14 protein-coding genes and 2 pseudogenes are annotated in these 15,880 nt (G+C 69.6%); 9 read left to right on the top strand and 7 right to left on the bottom strand.

What is annotated here, in order from left to right:
• Window positions 1–2 precede the first annotated feature (2 nt).
• From OG622_RS03785 to glyA, 5 genes are read right to left on the bottom strand one after another with little or no spacing between them, the layout of a single operon-like run.
• The gene (locus OG622_RS03785; RefSeq protein ID WP_371573263.1) at window positions 3–611 is read right to left on the bottom strand and encodes a sarcosine oxidase subunit gamma; all 609 of its coding nucleotides are present in this window, start codon (window positions 609–611) and stop codon (window positions 3–5) included.
• Entirely contained in the window at window positions 604–3,498 is a 2,895-nt protein-coding gene (locus OG622_RS03790; RefSeq protein ID WP_371573265.1) for a sarcosine oxidase subunit alpha family protein, read from the bottom strand. Before OG622_RS03790 ends, OG622_RS03785 begins: the two co-directional genes overlap by 8 nt.
• Window positions 3,495–3,791 (bottom strand): sarcosine oxidase subunit delta, encoded by a 297-nt coding sequence (locus OG622_RS03795; RefSeq protein ID WP_371573267.1) that lies wholly within the window; start codon window positions 3,789–3,791, stop codon window positions 3,495–3,497. The genes OG622_RS03790 and OG622_RS03795 overlap by 4 nt, the downstream gene beginning before the upstream one ends.
• Before the next feature lie 10 nt (window positions 3,792–3,801).
• Window positions 3,802–5,022, bottom strand: coding sequence for a sarcosine oxidase subunit beta family protein (locus OG622_RS03800; protein ID WP_371573270.1), 1,221 nt, complete (start codon window positions 5,020–5,022; stop codon window positions 3,802–3,804).
• The gene (gene glyA, locus OG622_RS03805; RefSeq protein ID WP_371573272.1) at window positions 5,019–6,362 is read right to left on the bottom strand and encodes a serine hydroxymethyltransferase; all 1,344 of its coding nucleotides are present in this window, start codon (window positions 6,360–6,362) and stop codon (window positions 5,019–5,021) included. Before glyA ends, OG622_RS03800 begins: the two co-directional genes overlap by 4 nt.
• Before the next feature lie 96 nt (window positions 6,363–6,458).
• Between glyA and OG622_RS03810 the strand changes: the two genes are divergently transcribed.
• Window positions 6,459–7,124 carry a GntR family transcriptional regulator gene (locus OG622_RS03810; protein ID WP_371573274.1) on the top strand — a complete coding sequence of 222 codons (666 nt, stop codon included), beginning with the start codon at window positions 6,459–6,461 and terminating at the stop codon, window positions 7,122–7,124.
• Window positions 7,125–7,699: 575 nt separating this feature from the next.
• Complete coding sequence (locus OG622_RS03815; RefSeq protein WP_371573276.1) at window positions 7,700–8,701, top strand: ornithine cyclodeaminase family protein; 1,002 nt, start codon at window positions 7,700–7,702, stop codon at window positions 8,699–8,701.
• A gap of 255 nt (window positions 8,702–8,956) precedes the next feature.
• Here OG622_RS03815 and OG622_RS03820 read toward each other — a convergent pair whose 3' ends face one another.
• The gene (locus OG622_RS03820) at window positions 8,957–9,124 is read right to left on the bottom strand and encodes an aldo/keto reductase (RefSeq protein WP_371573277.1); all 168 of its coding nucleotides are present in this window, start codon (window positions 9,122–9,124) and stop codon (window positions 8,957–8,959) included.
• On the opposite strand from OG622_RS03820, the pseudogene OG622_RS03825 reads away from it, so the two are divergent.
• From OG622_RS03825 to OG622_RS03845, 5 genes and pseudogenes are all read left to right on the top strand, one after another.
• Window positions 9,098–9,659: pseudogene (locus OG622_RS03825) on the top strand (molybdopterin cofactor-binding domain-containing protein); the annotation flags it as partial. The gene OG622_RS03820 and the pseudogene OG622_RS03825 sit on opposite strands and share 27 nt — an antisense overlap.
• A 64-nt stretch (window positions 9,660–9,723) precedes the next feature.
• Window positions 9,724–9,991: pseudogene (locus tag OG622_RS03830) on the top strand (XdhC family protein); the annotation flags it as partial.
• Window positions 9,992–10,276: 285 nt separating this feature from the next.
• Window positions 10,277–11,212 (top strand): NADP-dependent oxidoreductase, encoded by a 936-nt coding sequence (locus OG622_RS03835; RefSeq protein ID WP_371573279.1) that lies wholly within the window; start codon window positions 10,277–10,279, stop codon window positions 11,210–11,212.
• Window positions 11,213–11,872: 660 nt separating this feature from the next.
• Window positions 11,873–12,484 (top strand): TetR/AcrR family transcriptional regulator, encoded by a 612-nt coding sequence (locus OG622_RS03840; protein ID WP_371573282.1) that lies wholly within the window; start codon window positions 11,873–11,875, stop codon window positions 12,482–12,484.
• A 64-nt stretch (window positions 12,485–12,548) separates the two neighbouring features.
• Window positions 12,549–13,220: an enoyl-CoA hydratase-related protein gene (locus OG622_RS03845; protein ID WP_371573284.1), complete on the top strand. Its 672-nt coding sequence runs from the start codon at window positions 12,549–12,551 to the stop codon at window positions 13,218–13,220.
• A 253-nt stretch (window positions 13,221–13,473) separates the two neighbouring features.
• Here OG622_RS03845 and OG622_RS03850 read toward each other — a convergent pair whose 3' ends face one another.
• The gene (locus tag OG622_RS03850) at window positions 13,474–13,944 is read right to left on the bottom strand and encodes a hypothetical protein (RefSeq protein WP_371573286.1); all 471 of its coding nucleotides are present in this window, start codon (window positions 13,942–13,944) and stop codon (window positions 13,474–13,476) included.
• Window positions 13,945–14,066: 122 nt separating this feature from the next.
• Between OG622_RS03850 and OG622_RS03855 the strand changes: the two genes are divergently transcribed.
• Together OG622_RS03855 and OG622_RS03860 are read left to right on the top strand one after the other, a co-directional pair.
• Window positions 14,067–14,777 (top strand): SDR family oxidoreductase, encoded by a 711-nt coding sequence (locus OG622_RS03855; RefSeq protein ID WP_371573288.1) that lies wholly within the window; start codon window positions 14,067–14,069, stop codon window positions 14,775–14,777.
• 89 nt (window positions 14,778–14,866) lie between these two features.
• Window positions 14,867–15,874, top strand: coding sequence for a hypothetical protein (locus OG622_RS03860; RefSeq protein WP_371573289.1), 1,008 nt, complete (start codon window positions 14,867–14,869; stop codon window positions 15,872–15,874).
• Window positions 15,875–15,880: the final 6 nt, after the last annotated feature.

The following is a 15,880-nucleotide window of genomic DNA, read 5'->3' on the forward strand; positions in this document are numbered from 1 at the left end:
CATCAGGGATTCTCCGGGCCGTGGTACTCGCTCATCGCGTCGATGAGCCAGCGGGCCAGGTAGTCGGCGAACGAGGAGCGCGGGAGGAGCCGGTACGTCGGCGTGTCGTCGACCTGCCAGAGCAGTACGGCGACGGGTCCCACCGTGGTCGACACCGCCTGGCCGGGGCCGAAGGCCCGGGGGTGGAGGTCCAGCGTGCAGCCCTTTTCCAGCACGTGCCGGGCGGCCGGGCCGCTCAGCTCCAGCGTGGTGCGGTTCGCGGAGACGTCCACGACGGAGCCCGGGTCCTGGGCGAGTGCCTCCCGCAACTCATCGACCACGGCGGTCGCGTCGGTTTGGGACAGTACGAGCCACTCGTCGGGGCCGAGCCAGAGGACCGTGTGGGGCCCGGATGTGGAGGTGTGGCCGCACTGCTGCGGGAGCGGCGCCCCCAGGGCTTTCCCGATGCGGTCGGCCGCTTCGGACGCGGGGTCGACGCGCACGTTCACCATGGCGATGAACGGCCACTCGGTCAGCGTGACGCCTCGGGTGCCGGTGACGGTGGCGGCGCGCATCTGCTCCTCCAGATGCGCCAGGGGGCTGGTACGCGATGCGGTGATCAGCTCAGCCATCTCGCTTGGTCCCTTCGGGGTCGTAGAGAACGAAGTCGGCCACCTCGACGGGCACCAGGTCATCACCCACCGGGGCGAGCAGGGTCTCGCCGATCCTGGCCCGCCCGTCGGCGACGAGGGCGAGGGCGAAGGGGCGGCCGAGGGCCGGGCTGTGATAGCTGGAGGTGACGTGGCCGAGCATCGGCACCGGCCCTGCCTCGGGGGTGATGGGTACGTCCGGCGCGACGAGTTGGGTGCCCTCGGGCAGCCGGGTCGTGCGGTCGGCCGGCAGCAGGCCGACCAGCTGCTTGCGGTCGGTGCGGGAGGTGTCGGCGCGGGAGTAGGACCGCTTGCCGATGAAGTCCTTCTGCTTGGAGACCACCCAGGACATGCCCGCGTCCTGTGGAGTGACGGTGCCGTCGGTGTCCTGGCCGACGATGATGTACCCCTTCTCGGCCCGCAGCACGTGCATGGTCTCCGTGCCGTACGGGGTGATGCCGTACGGCTGCCCGGCCGCGTACACCTGCTCCCAGACGGCCAGGCCGTACCAGGCGGAGACGTTGATCTCGTAGGCGAGTTCGCCGGAGAAGGAGATCCGGCAGATGCGGGCCGGGATACCGGAGGCCAGGGTGGTCTCGCGGAAGGCCATGAAGGGGAACGCCTCGGCGGACAGGTCGACATCGGGCGCGAGTTGGGCCACGACCTGGCGGGACTGCGGGCCGACGACCGCGATCGTCGACCACTGCTCGGTCACCGAGGTGCAGTGGACGTCGAGCTCGGGCCACTCGGTCTGCAGCCACTCCTCCAGCCAGTCCAGGACCCCGGCCGCGCCGCCGGTCGTGGTGGTCATGAAGTAGCGGTTGTCGTCGAGGCGAAGCGTCACTCCGTCGTCGAAGATCATGCCGTCCGGTTTACACATCACGCCGTAGCGGGCCAGGCCGGGCTTGAGCTTCTTGAAGGCGTTCGTGTAGACGCGGTTGAGGAACTCGCCCGCGTCCGCGCCCCAGATCTCGATCTTGCCGAGGGTGGAGGCATCCATGAGGCCGACGCCCTCGCGGGCCGCGCGGCACTCGCGGGCCACGGCCGTGTCCATGTCCTCGCCGGGCCGGGGGTAGTACCAGGGGCGCTTCCACTGCCCGACGTCCTCGAACTCCGCTCCGTGTGCCACATGCCAGCTGTGGATCGACGTAGTGCGTTCGGGGTCGAACAGCTCACCGCGCTCACGGCCGGCCAGGGCGGCGAAGCCCACCGGCGTGTAGGGCGCCCGGTAGGCCGTGGTGCCGATCTCCCCGGGAGACGCGCCCGCGCCGAGGGCCTCGGCGATCACACCGATCGCGTTGACGCCGGACGTCTTGCCCTGGTCGTTGGCCGTGCCGAGCGAGGTGTACCGCTTGACGTGTTCGACACCGAGCATGCCCGCGCCGGTGGACCGCCAGACGTCGGCGACGGTGACGTCGCGCTGCAGGTCGACGAAGTGGGTGTCCCAACTGCCGGGGTCACCGTCGGGGGCGGGTACCAGCCACAGTGCACGCGTCGGCCCGGCGCCGGACCGGGCATCGCCGGGCGACGCTACGGGAACCGCGAACCGCGCGTCCGTCGCGGCCCGCGCACCGGCCCGCGCTCCCTCGGACAGGCAGCCGTCGAGGCCGTACGTCCCGCGAGCCGCACCGACGACCTGCTGGTCCCGTACGGTGCCGTCGGGGACGAAGGCGACCAGGTCCTCGTCCCAGCGCAGCCGGCCCTGGCGCTGGCTGTGCAGGTGCACCACCGGGCTCCAGCCGCCCGAGACGGCGAGCAGGTCGCAGTCGAACGACTCAGGAGCACCGCTGAGTTGACCGTTCTCGTCGAGGGCCTGGACGGTGACGCCGGTCAGCCGACCGTCCCCCTCGGTGTCGACCACCGCACTGCCCGTCAGCACCCGCACCCCCGTCGCCACGGCGACCTCGGCGGCCCGGTGGGACAGTTCGGGGCGGGCGTCCACGACGGCGGCGATGTCGATCCCGGCGGCGTGGAGATCGGCGACGGTGTCATAGGCGCTGTCGTTGGTGGTGCTCACCACTGCCCTCGAGCCCGGTGCCACGGCGTACCGGTTGAGGTACGAGCGGACGGCGGCGGCGAGCATCACGCCGGGCCGGTCGTTGCCGGCGAAGACCAGCGGACGCTCGTGCGCGCCGGTCGCCAGGACCACCTGCCGGGCCCGGATGTGCCACAGTCGCTGCCGTGAGACGCCTGCGGAGGCTTCGGGGGCGTCGGCTCCGAGGTGGTCGGTACGCCGCTGGAGGGCCAGCAGGTAGTTGTCGTCGTACGAGCCGAACGCCGTGGTGCGTTGCAGTACGACGGCCTCGGGTGCGGCATCGAGTGCCGCGCGGACCTCGGCGACCCACTCCAGAGCGCTCTGTGCGCCGACCCGCTCGGTGCGCCCGGAGAGCAGCGAACCGCCGGGCTCGGGCTGGTCGTCGACGAGGATCACGCGAGCGCCGGAGCCGGCGGCAGCGGCGGCTGCGGCGAGCCCGGCCGGTCCTGCGCCGACGACCAGGACGTCGGTGTGGACGTACTTCTTGTCGTAGACGGCGGGGTCGGAGCCCGGGTCGAGCCGGCCCATCCCGGACAGTGTCGAGGCGGACAGGCCGTCGTACAGCTCCGTCGTCGTCGCAGGCAGCATTCCCTCCGAGTACGAACCGTCCACCTGCAACAGGGAGTTCGGGTCCTCGACGCCCGCGGCGACGATGCCGCGCGGGCGACCGCGGTAGAGCGAGGGGGCGACCTCGACCACGCCGTTCGCCAGCATCGCCGAGGCGACGGTGTCGCCGGGGTGCCCGGTCAACTCCCGCCCGTCGACGGTGAACCGCAGTACGGCGTCGCGGTCGATACGGCCGCCTTGCCTGAGCCGGAAGTGCTGGTCGGTCATCGCTGTCCTCCGGCCTGGGGCAGTTCGGGGCGTGGCTCGTCGAGCCGGTAGGAGGTCAGTACCTCGTGGGTGGCGGTGTCGCGCAGGACGTTGAACCAGCGGCGGCAGCCGATGCCGTGCATCCACCGCTCGGCGAAGGGGCCCTTGGGGTTGTCGCGGTAGAAGACGTACTCGGCCCACTGCTCGTCGGTGAGGTCCGCCTGGTTCTCGGGGTAGGGGACATGGGCCTGTCCCCCGTAGTGGTATTCGGTCTCGTTGCGGGGACCGCACCATGGGCAGTTGATCAGCAGCACGGTGTCCTCCTCAGTGGGCCACGGCTGCGGCGCCGTGCTCGTCGATCAGGGCGCCCGTCGCGAAGCGTTCGAGGGCGAAGGGGGCGTTCAGGGGATGCGGCTCGCCCGTGGCGATGGTGTGCGCGAAGGTCCAGCCGGCGGCCGGGGTGGCCTTGAACCCGCCGGTTCCCCAGCCGCAGTTGACGTAGAGGTTCTCGACCGGGGTGGTGCCGATGATCGGGGAGGCGTCCGGGCTGACGTCGACGATGCCGCCCCAGGTCCGCAGCACATGGGCGCGGGCGAAGACGGGGAACAGCTCGACGGCGGCGGCCATCTGCTGCTCGATCACGTGGAAGGAGCCGCGCTGGCCATAGCCGTTGTACGAGTCCACGCCCGCGCCCATCACCAGCTCGCCCTTGTGGGCCTGGGAGACGTACACGTGCACGTGGTTCGACATGACGACCGTCGGGTGTACCGGTTCGTGCAGCTCGGAGACCAGTGCCTGAAGCGGGTGGGACTGCACCGGCAGCCGTACGCCGGCCCGTTCGGCCAGCACGCTGCTGTGCCCGGCGGTCGCGAGGCCGATACTGCCGGCGAGGATGCGGCCCCGGTTGGTCTCGACGCCCACGACCCGGTCGCCGTCCTTGAGGAAGCCGGTGACCTCGCAGCCCTGGATCAGGTCCACGCCCATCTCGTCGGCCCGGCGGGCCAGCGCCCAGGCGACGTGGTCGTGCTTGGCGATGCCGGCGCGCGGCTGGAAGGTGGCGCCCAGGACCGGGTACCGGGTGCGGGAGGAGACGTTGAGGATGGGGCAGACCTTGGCGACCTCCTCCGGTTCGAGCCACTCGGCGTCGACGCCGTTGAGACGGTTGGCGTTGGCGCGGCGCATGCCCTCGCGGACGTCCTGCAGGGTGTGCGCGAGGTTGAGGACGCCGCGCTGGCTGAACAGGAAGTCGTAGTCCAGTTCCTCCGGGAGCCGCTCCCACAGCTTGAGCGCGTACTCGTAGATCGCCGCGCTCTCGTCCCACAGGTAGTTCGAGCGGATGATCGTGGTGTTGCGCGCCATGTTGCCGCCGGCCAGCCAGCCCTTCTCCAGGACGGCGACGTTGGTGATGCCGTGGTTCTTGGCGAGGTAGTAGGCGGTGGCCAGGCCGTGGCCGCCCGCGCCGACGATGACGACGTCGTACGAGGAGCGCGGGTCGGGGTTGCGCCAGAGCCAGTCCGGATGCTCCGGCAGCGCCGTGCTGGTCATACCGCGTCTCCGTTCAGGTGGGACAGGTGGGACAGATTGGACAGGTGGGGATAGAGGGGGAAAGCGGAGGCGAGCTTCTCGACCCGGTCGCGCAACAACGCCGCGCGCTCGTCGCCGAGCTGCTCGTCCTTCAGGGCCTCGGCGATGATGTCGGCGACCTCCCGGAACTCCGCCGCGCCGAAGCCGCGGGTGGCCAGGGCCGGGGTGCCGATCCGCAGCCCCGAGGAGACCATCGGCGGGCGGGGGTCGAACGGCACCGCGTTGCGGTTGACGGTGATGCCGATGCGGTGCAGCCGGTCCTCGGCCTGTTTCCCGTCGAGCGCGGAGTTCCGCAGGTCGACGAGGACCAGGTGGACTTCGGTGCCGCCGGTCAGCACGGTGATCCCGGCCTCGGCCACATCGTCGGCCAGCAGGCGTCCGGCGAGGATGCGGGCGCCGTCCAGGGTGCGCTGCTGGCGCTCCTTGAACTCCGCGGTCGCCGCCACCTTGAACGCCACCGCCTTCGCCGCGATGACATGCTCCAGCGGACCGCCCTGCTGGCCCGGGAAGACCGCTGAGTTGATCTTCTTGGCCAGGTCGGCACGGCTGAGGATCACCCCGCCGCGCGGGCCACCCAGAGTCTTGTGCGTGGTGGTCGTCACGACGTCGGCGTACGGCACCGGGTTCGGGTGCAGGCCCGCTGCCACCAGCCCGGCGAAGTGCGCCATGTCCACCAGTAGATAAGCGCCCACCGCGTCGGCGATCCGCCGGAACGCGGCGAAGTCCAGCCGACGGGGGTAGGCGGACCAGCCTGCGACGATCATCTTGGGCCGGTGGGCGAGAGCGAGCTGCTCGACCTCGTCCATGTCGACGCGCATGTCGGACTCGCGCACGTGGTAGGGCACGACGTTGTAGAGCTTGCCGGAGTAGTTGAGGCGCATGCCGTGGGTCAGGTGACCGCCGTGCGCGAGGTCGAGGCCGAGAATCGTGTCGCCGGGCTGGAGCAGCGCGAACATCGCGGCCGCGTTGGCCTGGGCACCCGAGTGCGGCTGCACGTTCGCGGCCTCGGCGCCGAACAGTTCCTTCACCCGGGCGATGGCCAACCGCTCGATGACGTCGACGTGTTCGCAGCCGCCGTAGTAGCGGCGGCCCGGGTATCCCTCGGCGTACTTGTTGGTCAGCACCGAGCCCTGGGCCTCCATGACGGCGGCCGGGGCGAAGTTCTCCGAGGCGATCATTTCGAGGGTGGACTGCTGACGGCGCAGCTCTGCGTCGACCGCGGTGGCGACCTCCGGGTCGAGCTCGCTGAGCGGGACGGAGAGAGGGGAGGCGACCGTGGTGGTGGACGGGTTCGTTGCCATCTGCACACCGTTCTGAGAGCCAACTAATGAACGACTGATATATCAACCTCTGCGGTAAGGTATGGGAGCTTGTCGGCCAGGTCAAGGGGGCATCTCATGCAGCAGACGGCGACAGAGCCCGCGGGCGAGGAACTGTCCCTCGCCGAACGCGCATACCGCGTCATCCGCGACCGGCTCGTCATGCTGGAGATCCGCCCGGGCGCGCCGATCAACGAGGACCAGCTGGCACAGTCCCTCGGCGTCGGCCGGACACCGGTGCGCGAGGCCCTCAAGCGGCTCCAGTACGAGCGCCTCATCGCGACCTACCCCCGGCGCGGCACCTTCGCCACCGAAGTCAACATCACCGACCTGGCCCACATCTCCGAAGTGCGCCAGGAACTGGAGCCCTTGGCCGCGTCCCAGGCCGCGCGGCGCGCCACGGCCACCGACCGCGCGACGCTGACGGCCGTCCTGCGGGAGCTGGAGAGCGTGGATCCCGGGCGGCACGACGCCACCGAGCTCATGCACCTGGACCTTCAGGTCCACCGCGCCGTCTACGCCGCCACACACAACCCGTATCTGGAGGACACCCTCGTCCGGTATGACAACCTGGCCACCCGCATCTGGTGCCTGTTCGTCGACCGGTTGTCCGACATGGCGGGTCACGTCGAAGAGCACGGGCCGTTGATCGAGGCGATCGTCGCCGGTGACCCCGACAGGGCGGCACAGCTGGCCGGCAGTCACGTCGTGGGCTTCGAACAGGCCATTCGCGCGGCGATCTGAGAGGCTCTCCGCTTCATCCGCGCGGCGCCTCGCGGATGACACGGCGCCTCGCGGATGACACGGGGTTGCTCGGATGACACGGTGTTGCGCGAGCGCCCGACCGCGGGGAACCGTAGCGCCCGTGCCACGCGCACAGCCGAATTTTTGACTCAGCCGTACCCCGACGGCCGGTCCGGAAGTGGAGGCATTGTTGGTCACCGCTGTCCCTCACATACTTCAATACCCGCGGCGGCCACGCTGCCGGCTCCCCCACGCAGCCCGAACTCGTCGCCCTTCGGCGGCTGGCCCCGCGCCGCGGGTCGACACCCATGCACAGACTCACTTGACTTGAGGAGGCTCGAAATGTCGTCGTACCTGGGCGGTGACCGCATCGCACTCGCCTCACCATCCGCGTCGGACGGGCTCCTGGCCGCGATCACCGGGGGCCCCGCCGGTGTCGCTGCCGGGACCACTGCCGTGATGCCGGCCGCCCCCCTCTCGCCCCACCGTGTGTGGCGCGGCGGCCAACATGAACACGCGCGAGCCAACTGGGCACGCTCGATGTCGGCGTCGCGGCGGCGAACGGTGCGGCAGCCATGAGATTCCTCGACGAGCAGGACGTCCGTTCCCTCCTCGACCTCGACACCGCGTTCTCCTCGCAGCGGACGGCCTTCATCGCTCTCGCTCAGGGAGAGGCGTGGCAACCCGAGAAGATCCTGGGTGGCCACGCAGCAGACGAGCCCGACACCGTCTTCTGCTATGCCTCCCGCCTCGACCGCCGGAGCGGCCCCGTCTGCAAGTTCGGAAGCGTCAATCCCGGGAACGCGGTGGCGGGCCGACCAACAGTGAATGCCGTGGTCGCCGTGCTCGACCCCCACACCGGCGTTCCTGTGGCCTTCATGGACGGCACAGCGCTCACCACGCTGCGGACAGCCGCTGCCAGCGCGGTCGCGGTCGGGGCACTGGCCAGGAAGAACGCGACCCGTCTCCTCGTACTGGGGTCCGGCGTGCAGGGGCAGGCGCACATCGCCGCACTGCAGCGCGACAGGGCCTACACGTGGACCGGAATGTGGTCACCGCGCCCGTCCTCGCTCGGGGCGTCCGTCGGCCGACTGCGCGAGCAGGGGTTCGACGTCGAGCAGGTGAAGTCCCTGAGTGACGCGATCGCCGAGGCGGACGTCGTCGTCTGCGCCACCTTGGCCACGGAGCCGCTGTTCTCCGCGCGCGAGCTCTCCCCCGGTGCCACCGTCGTCACGGTCGGATCCTTCGACCGGCACCGCTGCGAGATCGGACCCGACGTCCTCCGCGCCAGCCGTCACGTCGTCGTCGACCACGAACCGACGGCACGGCAGAACTGCGGTCCGATCATCGCGGCTCTCGCCCGGGCCGACGCGGCGGAGCTGGAGGTCCTCGAACTCGGCCATGTTCTGACCGGTGCCGCGACCGGTCGCGGCAACGACGACGACATCGTCACGTACATCAGCGCCGGCCTCGGCGTTCAGGACGCGGCAGCGGCCTGGAGCGTCTACCAGCGGGCCGAGGCACACGGCGTCGGCCAGAGCGTCGACTGGCCGCGAAATACCGGAGGTGCGGAATGAGTGTCGGACCCCCAGCTGAGTTCCGTCCGAGTCCGTTCGTCCTCAAGAACCTGCCTCTGCGCAAACGGATCGTCAGCACCTCATAGCCGGAGCACCCTATAGCCGGCCTACGGCGAGGACGGCCTGCCCAAAGATCGCTATCGCGCCTACCACGTCGAACTGCCCGTGTCGGCGCCGCGCTGACCGTGCGGCCCGCTGTGGCCTTTCTCCAACCGCGAGTACCACGGTGCTGACGCCGACGGCCTCGCGAACTCCTCACCAGGCATACGCCTGCGGGGCTTCTCCCGGTCCCGGCCAGATGCGGTCGAGTCTTTCCACGACCTCGTCGTCCAACTGCACGGAGAGCGCGCCGAGGTTGGACCGCAGTTCCTCGCTCGTCGTCGCTCCGGTGACCGTGGTGGAGACGCCAGGATTGCGCAACACAGCGTCGGCACCGCCGTCCTCGGAGCCTGCGACAAGGTCCGACGGCAGGCGATCGAACTGGCGGTCGCGGATCGCGCATCACCGCTGTACGGGGCGGCGTTCCTACCACGCCTACAACACCACCTTCGCCGAGGTCGCCGTCGACGCGCCCCTGGGCCTGGTACGGGTGCGGAGGATGCTCGGCGTGTACGACGCCGGCCGCATCATCAGCCCCAAGCTCGCCGACAGCCAGGCGATCGGCGGCATCGTCGGCGGCATCGGCACGACCCTGCTGGAGCACACGACCACCGACCATCGCGACGGCCGAATCGTCAACGCCAACCTCGCCGACTACCTCGTCCCCGTCAACGCCGACGTCCCCGACGTCCGGGCGATCTACCTGGACGGCGAGGACAACGACGGCAACGCACTCGGCGTCAAGGGGCTCGGCGAGGTCGTCCAGGTAGGAGTGGCGGCCGCCATCGGCAACGCCGTCTTCAACGCCACCGGCCGCCGAGTCCGTCAACTGCCCATCACGGCCGAGGAGTTCCTCTGATTGCGGCACACAGGGCACACCCCGACCGGTCCGGCTTCCGGCCTCCCTCACACGGAGCACACCCATGCTGAACATCGCGACACTCTGCACCGCTGGTGCCGCGAAGCCCGCCCCTTCACCACCGTCGTCGACGTCATCGGCAGCGCACCCCTGCCCGACGGCACGTCGGTCGCGGTGGACGCGGTAGACGCGGTAGACGCGGACGGCAACGCAGACGGCAGCATCTCCGGCGACCGGCCGCGTCGACGGAGCCGTCTACGAGCTGTGCCGACAGGTCCTCCACGATGAGGGTCCACCCCCAGCGCGCCTGGTTCGGCTACTCCGACGAGGACATGCGACAGGGCGCACAGGCCACTGCCGAGAGGAACACGCTCAGGCCGATGAGTAACAGATGTAGAGGTTTTCGCCGCCCAGGTCCCGAGTGATACGTCGCAGCGTGGTGCCGACGAAGGGCGGGACGGCAGACACAGCCAGACACCGCCGACTTGCACCTGACGTTGGCGTCAGATTTTAGCGTGGCTGCTGTTGGCGCTCCGCAGCTCACCGCGGACATCGCCTCCCTACGTCAATGACGCCGCGTCTGCTGTGAGCAGGTGCGACCGACAGCAGGAGTACTCATGCGTGCAGCTGTTTACCGTTCGCTCGGCGGCCCGGACGTGGTCGAGGTCGTCGAGGTCGACAAGCCTGTCCCGGGCTTGAGCGAGATTCGTATCAAGGTTCAGGCGGCCGCGCTCAATCCGGCCGATGCGGCGGCCTGGGGCGGGGGCTACTTCCCGGCTCCGCCGGAGGGGGTCGCCTATGGCCTCGGCTGGGATGTCGCGGGCGTCGTCGACGCCGTCGGCCCGGGTATCCACTGGAAGCCCGGGCAGCCCGTCATCGCGTTCAGCCACGTCTTGCCTCTGGGGCTGAACCGGGGTCAGGCCGAGTACATCGTGGTTCCTTCCCAGGCGATCGCCGCAGCACCCTCGGGTGTCGACCCCGTCCACGCCGCCACCATCCCCCTGAACGGCCTGACGGCGGCCCAGTCCGTCGAACTGCTCGGCATCCAGGCGGGCCAGACCGTGCTCATCACCGGTGCGGAGGGGGCGGTCGGCGGCTACGCGGTGCAGCTTGCCAAGCGCCGGGGAGCCGTGGTCATCGCGACCGACCTGTCGCCCGAGGGCAAGTTCGCGACCGAGGTGGCGGGGGCCGACGTGTACGTGCCGGCGTCGCAGACGCCGGCCGAGGCCGTCCGCAAGGTACGTCCCGAAGGGGTCGACGCCGTTCTGGACACGGCCAGGCTGGGGCAGGCCGTCATCGGGGCGGTGGCGGACGGCGGCAGGTTCGTGACCACGCGGCTCGACGCCCTGCCCCAGGCCGAGCGGGGCATCCGGGTACTGCTGACCCAGGTCGGCCCGGACGCAGCGATGCTCACGACGCTGTCCGATCTGGCCGCGGCCGGAGACCTGGCGTTGCGCGTGGCCGAGACCTATCCACTGGGGGAGGCCGCGCGGGCTTACGCGCGCATGACCAGGGGCGGGCTCCAGGGGCGTGTCGTCCTCACCATGGAGTGAGATGGCGTGAGATGGAGTGGGCCCGGGGCCCTCTCGTGCGGCTGTGGCGCGGCAGGACCGTGCGGTAGAGGACGGGGCACCGGCTCGTACGGTCCTGAGACCGTGGTGAGGTCTGTCGCTGAGTCGGCCTGCCGCACGCCGCTTGTGAGCGGTGTGCGGCAGGCCGATTCAGGTGGTACCGGGTACCGATTTATGGGGTGGCCGTGGTCAGGGTGGCTCGAGTCCGTGGCCACCCCGATGATCTCGTCGAGGCGGGCACGTACTGCCGTCAGGTCGCCGATCTGGCGGTCGATGCGGGCCCGTTCGGTGATGAGGCTGTCGGTGAACCCGACGGGCGATTCGCCCTCGTTCATGCACCGCGGCAGGACCTCGCGGACGAGCCTGCTCGACAGGCCGGGGTGGCTTCAGAGCCGACCGGCGATTCCCAGGCGGCGGAATTGCACAATGCCGGAGATGCGCACGTCCGTGCCCGATACGGCGGGACTGATGCCTCGACAGGCGGGCCCCGCACCTGGGACGTGCGGCAGCAGCAACCACAGCCGACAGGAACCACCGAACCGCCGCCAGATGTCCTCTTGCATGTTCTATGCCATACCCCATAAGTTACCGACAGGTAGCTCGCTCGGCGGGCCATGACGCCGTCGGAAGGGTGGTGGGCGGATGAACCCGCGCAGGAGTGACAGCCGTGACCGGATGATCCTCGGTGCTGCCGCTCTGCTGCGTGAGTACGGGGCGAACGCGACCAGCATCGACCGGGTACTCGCACACAGCGGAGCCCCTCGGGGCTCGGTGTATCACCACTTCCCCGGCGGGCGGACGCAGCTCATCGGCGAGGCGGTGGCACTGGCGGGGGACTTCATAGCGGGCATGATCGACGCCGCCATGCAGACGGACGACCCGGTGGAGGCCGTCGACGCGTTCTTCGCGCTGTGGCGCGACCGGCTCGTGGAGAGCGGCTTCCGAGCCGGCTGCCCGATCGTGGCGGTGGCCGTCGAGACCAACGACGACGCACCCCAGCTCGCCCTCTCGGCAGCCGCCGTCTTCGCCCGCTGGCAGGAGGCCCTCGCGGGCCTGTTCGTCCGGCACGGCCTGACCGAGGAACGCAGCCGTCGGCTGGGCGCCTTCATCATCGCCGCGGTCGAAGGCGCGGTGATCATGTGCCGGGCCGAGCAGAGCACCGCTCCGATCGAGGCAGCCGCCACCGAGATCCACGACCTGCTCCGCCACACCTTGCGCGACCGCCCTGGTGCCGAACCCGGACCCCGGCCGTAGCCCACAGCCACTTCACCCCGTCAACTCACCTCGAATCACCTTGAATCACCTCGAAGGAATCGCCATGCCCTCACTCGACCGCCACGACAACGTCTTCGTCCTCGACCTCGGAGACGGAGAGAACCGTTTCCACCCCGACTGGCTCACTGCCGTCAGTGCCGCGATCGACGAGGTGGAGAAGGCGGAAGGCCCCCGCGCCCTGGTCACCACCGCCACCGGCAAGTTCTACTCCAACGGGCTCGACCTGGACTGGCTGTTCGCCCACGCCGACCAGTACGACGGCTACGTCGTCTCGGTCCATGAACTGTTCGCGCGAATGCTGTCGCTGCCGGTCATCACAGTGGCCGCGCTGCAGGGGCACACCTTCGCCGCCGGCGCGATGTTCTCCCTCGCCCACGACTTCCGCGTGATGCGCGCCGACCGCGGCTACTGGTGCCTTCCCGAAGCGGACATCAACATCCCCTTCACCCCCGGCATGGCCGCCCTCATCCAGTCCCGCCTGGCTCCGCAGACCGCCCACGAGGCCATGGTCACCGCCCGCCGCTACGGCGGCTCCGACGCCGCAGCCGCCGGCATCGTCGACCAGTCGGTCACCGAGGACGCCGTGCGCTCCACCGCCATCGAGATCGCCCAGGCACAGGTGGCCAAGGCCGGCGACACGCTCGGCACCATCAAGTCCCGCATGTACGCCCCGGCCTTGGCCACCCTGCGCGACACCACCAACCCGCTCGGCTGACCCGCACCTCACCGACCGCACACCACGCGCCCCGGGCCCTGGCGCCGTGCTTCGGAACCATGCCCCCGGGTCTCGGTTGGCGGCGCCGAGGAACAAGAGGATCTCGGCGCCCTCGGGGATGACAGTGCCGGCGGCGGTGAGGTCGGCGGTGGCGGTGCGGAAGAAGGTCTGCACCGCCACCGCCGGCGCACCGCCTCGTCGAAGGCGACCCGCGCCAACTCCGGCCGCTCCCTGAGACGTCGTTGCATATTGGTCAGCCGCTGGGGAACCACACCACCGAGAGGTGCTGGTCGTGGTTTCCCTGCGCCCACCGGGCTGCCGTGATCTCGTAGCCCGACACATGCGCGCACAGTTGGAGCAAAAGCGGCGGCATTTCCGGTTCGCTCAGCAGGTCAGCATGTTTGATGACCAGGTCGCGCATGGCCTGGATGTTCGGAAGAAAGACGGTAGTCACCCACAGTCGCCACTCGGTGAGCTCTTCTGGGGTGGGCGGGGTCTCATGAGCGAACGGTGACGTTCCGCCAGGGCGGGCGTGACGTTCCACGAACGCGCCGAAGGTGCGGCTGTTGGTTTCCGTGAGGGCGAACAGGGGCCCGCGAAAGTCGCTGAGCTGGCGATTCACGCGGGCCAGGCGCTCTTGACGCTGCGACAGGCGCAGGCCGTTGAGGTACGTGACGACATAGCCGGCAAACGCCAGCCCAATGGTGACGACCACTGCGATCATGAAGGCCGATGTTAACGAGCATCAGGCTTGCACCTGACGTTAGCGTGAGGTTCTAGCGTAGCTGTCGTCGGTCCCCACCAGGGCGTTCCCGACGACGCATTCCTACGTGAAGGACCACTCCCATGGACATCGCCAACTCCGTCGCTCTCGTCACGGGTGCGAGCCGCGGCCTCGGCCGCCACTTCGCCACCCAGTTGCTGGAGCGGGGAGCGTCCAAGGTGTACGCCACGGCACGCAACCCTGAGAACGTTGATCTGCCCGGAGCGGAGATGCTCCGGCTCGACATCACCGACCCGGCCTCCGTCGCCGCCGTGGCGGAAGCCGCCTCGGACGTGACGCTGCTGGTCAACAACGCCGGGATCATCACCATCAATAGCCTGGTGAACGGCGACCTGGACCAGATCGAACTGGAGATGGACACCGCCTACTACGGCCCGTTGCGCATGATCCGGGCCTTCGCCCCGATCCTGAAGGCGGGTGGCGGCGGGGCGATCGTCAACGTCCTGTCGGTCGGGTCCTGGACCCCTTCCGAACACTGGGGTGCCTACAGTGCGGCCAAGGCCGCCGCCTGGAGCCTGACCAACAGCGTCCGCCTCGAACTCTCCGCACAGAACACCCTGGTCACCGGCGTGTACATGGGACCCACCGACACGGACATGGCCAAGGGGCAGCTGTTCGAGAAGAACGATCCGGCCGATGTCGCCAGGGCCGCGCTCGACGGGGTCGAGGCCAAGCAGTCCGAGGTCATCGCCGACGCGATGTCCATGCAGGCCAAGGCTGACCTGGCCCTGGACCCCGCCGTGATCTACACACCGGCCACAGCCACCGCCTGACCACCACCGTCACTCGCCGCTCCGTGCTGCAAGCCGCAACCGAAACGCACCCCCCATCCCCCGGCCCGTACACCGAAAGAGGTCATGTCATGGACACCCCCACCGCCTCGTCAAAGCCCAAAGCGCTGATCGTCATCCCGTCGGCCGCTGTCCTGCCGCTCACCGAACCGGCAGGCCACCCCGGCGTATCCACCGGGTTCTACCTGGTCGAACTGGCGCAGATCCTCAAGGAATTCGGCGACGAGTACGACTTCACCTTCGCCACCCCCGGCGGGATCGTCCCGCAGCTGGAGATCAACGGTCTGGGCCTGCCGATGCACGCCGGTGCCAAGTCCGGTGCCGCGATGGTCTCGGCCACCGCGGCCCAGGTCTTCCGCTTCGATGTCGACTCCTTCCGCGCCAAACGGCCTCAACTCGTCGCCCGCCGGGACAGCGAACTCGCCCTCGCCCACCGCTACCTGGGCCGCCTGCCCGTCTCCGAGGCGCTGCCCCACAGCGACAAGGAGGTCGTGGTGCTGCGCGACGACCTGATCAAGTCGATGCAGGACCTGCCGGAGCACACCTACCCCTCCGTCGAGCAGCTCGTGCACAGACACCGTGACCCCGAGGACGCCTTCGACCTGGGCGCCTTCGACTTCGTGCACATGCCCGGCGGCCACGCTCCCATGGTCGACTTCGTCGACAACCCCTGGCTCGGCGAACTCCTGCACACCCTGCGGGAGAACCAGGTGCTGATCTCACTGATCTGCCACGCCCCCATCGCCATGGCCTCGGCCAAGTACCGGGTGAGCCCCGACGGCACCGTCGTCACCAACCCCCAGCACGCCTTCAACGGCGTGCGGGTGACCACGGTCGCCAAGTCCGCCGAACTCTTCGTCCTCAGCAACGGCTACCTCAAGATCCCCGGCAAGAAGGTACGGATGGGCTACTTCATCGACGAAGCCCTCAAGGACGCCGGCTACCAGGTGCAGACGACCACCAACCCGGCCGCCGTCAAGGTCATCTGGGAGGAAGGCGTCCGCCTGCTCACCAGCAACGGCCCTCACGCCGTCGACGAGCACACCGCACGCCTGCGCACCCTCCTGCCCCGCCACTGACCATCC

It is taken from the genome of Streptomyces sp. NBC_01314, assembly GCF_041435215.1.
In the GTDB taxonomy this organism is placed as follows: Bacteria; Actinomycetota; Actinomycetes; order Streptomycetales; family Streptomycetaceae; genus Streptomyces.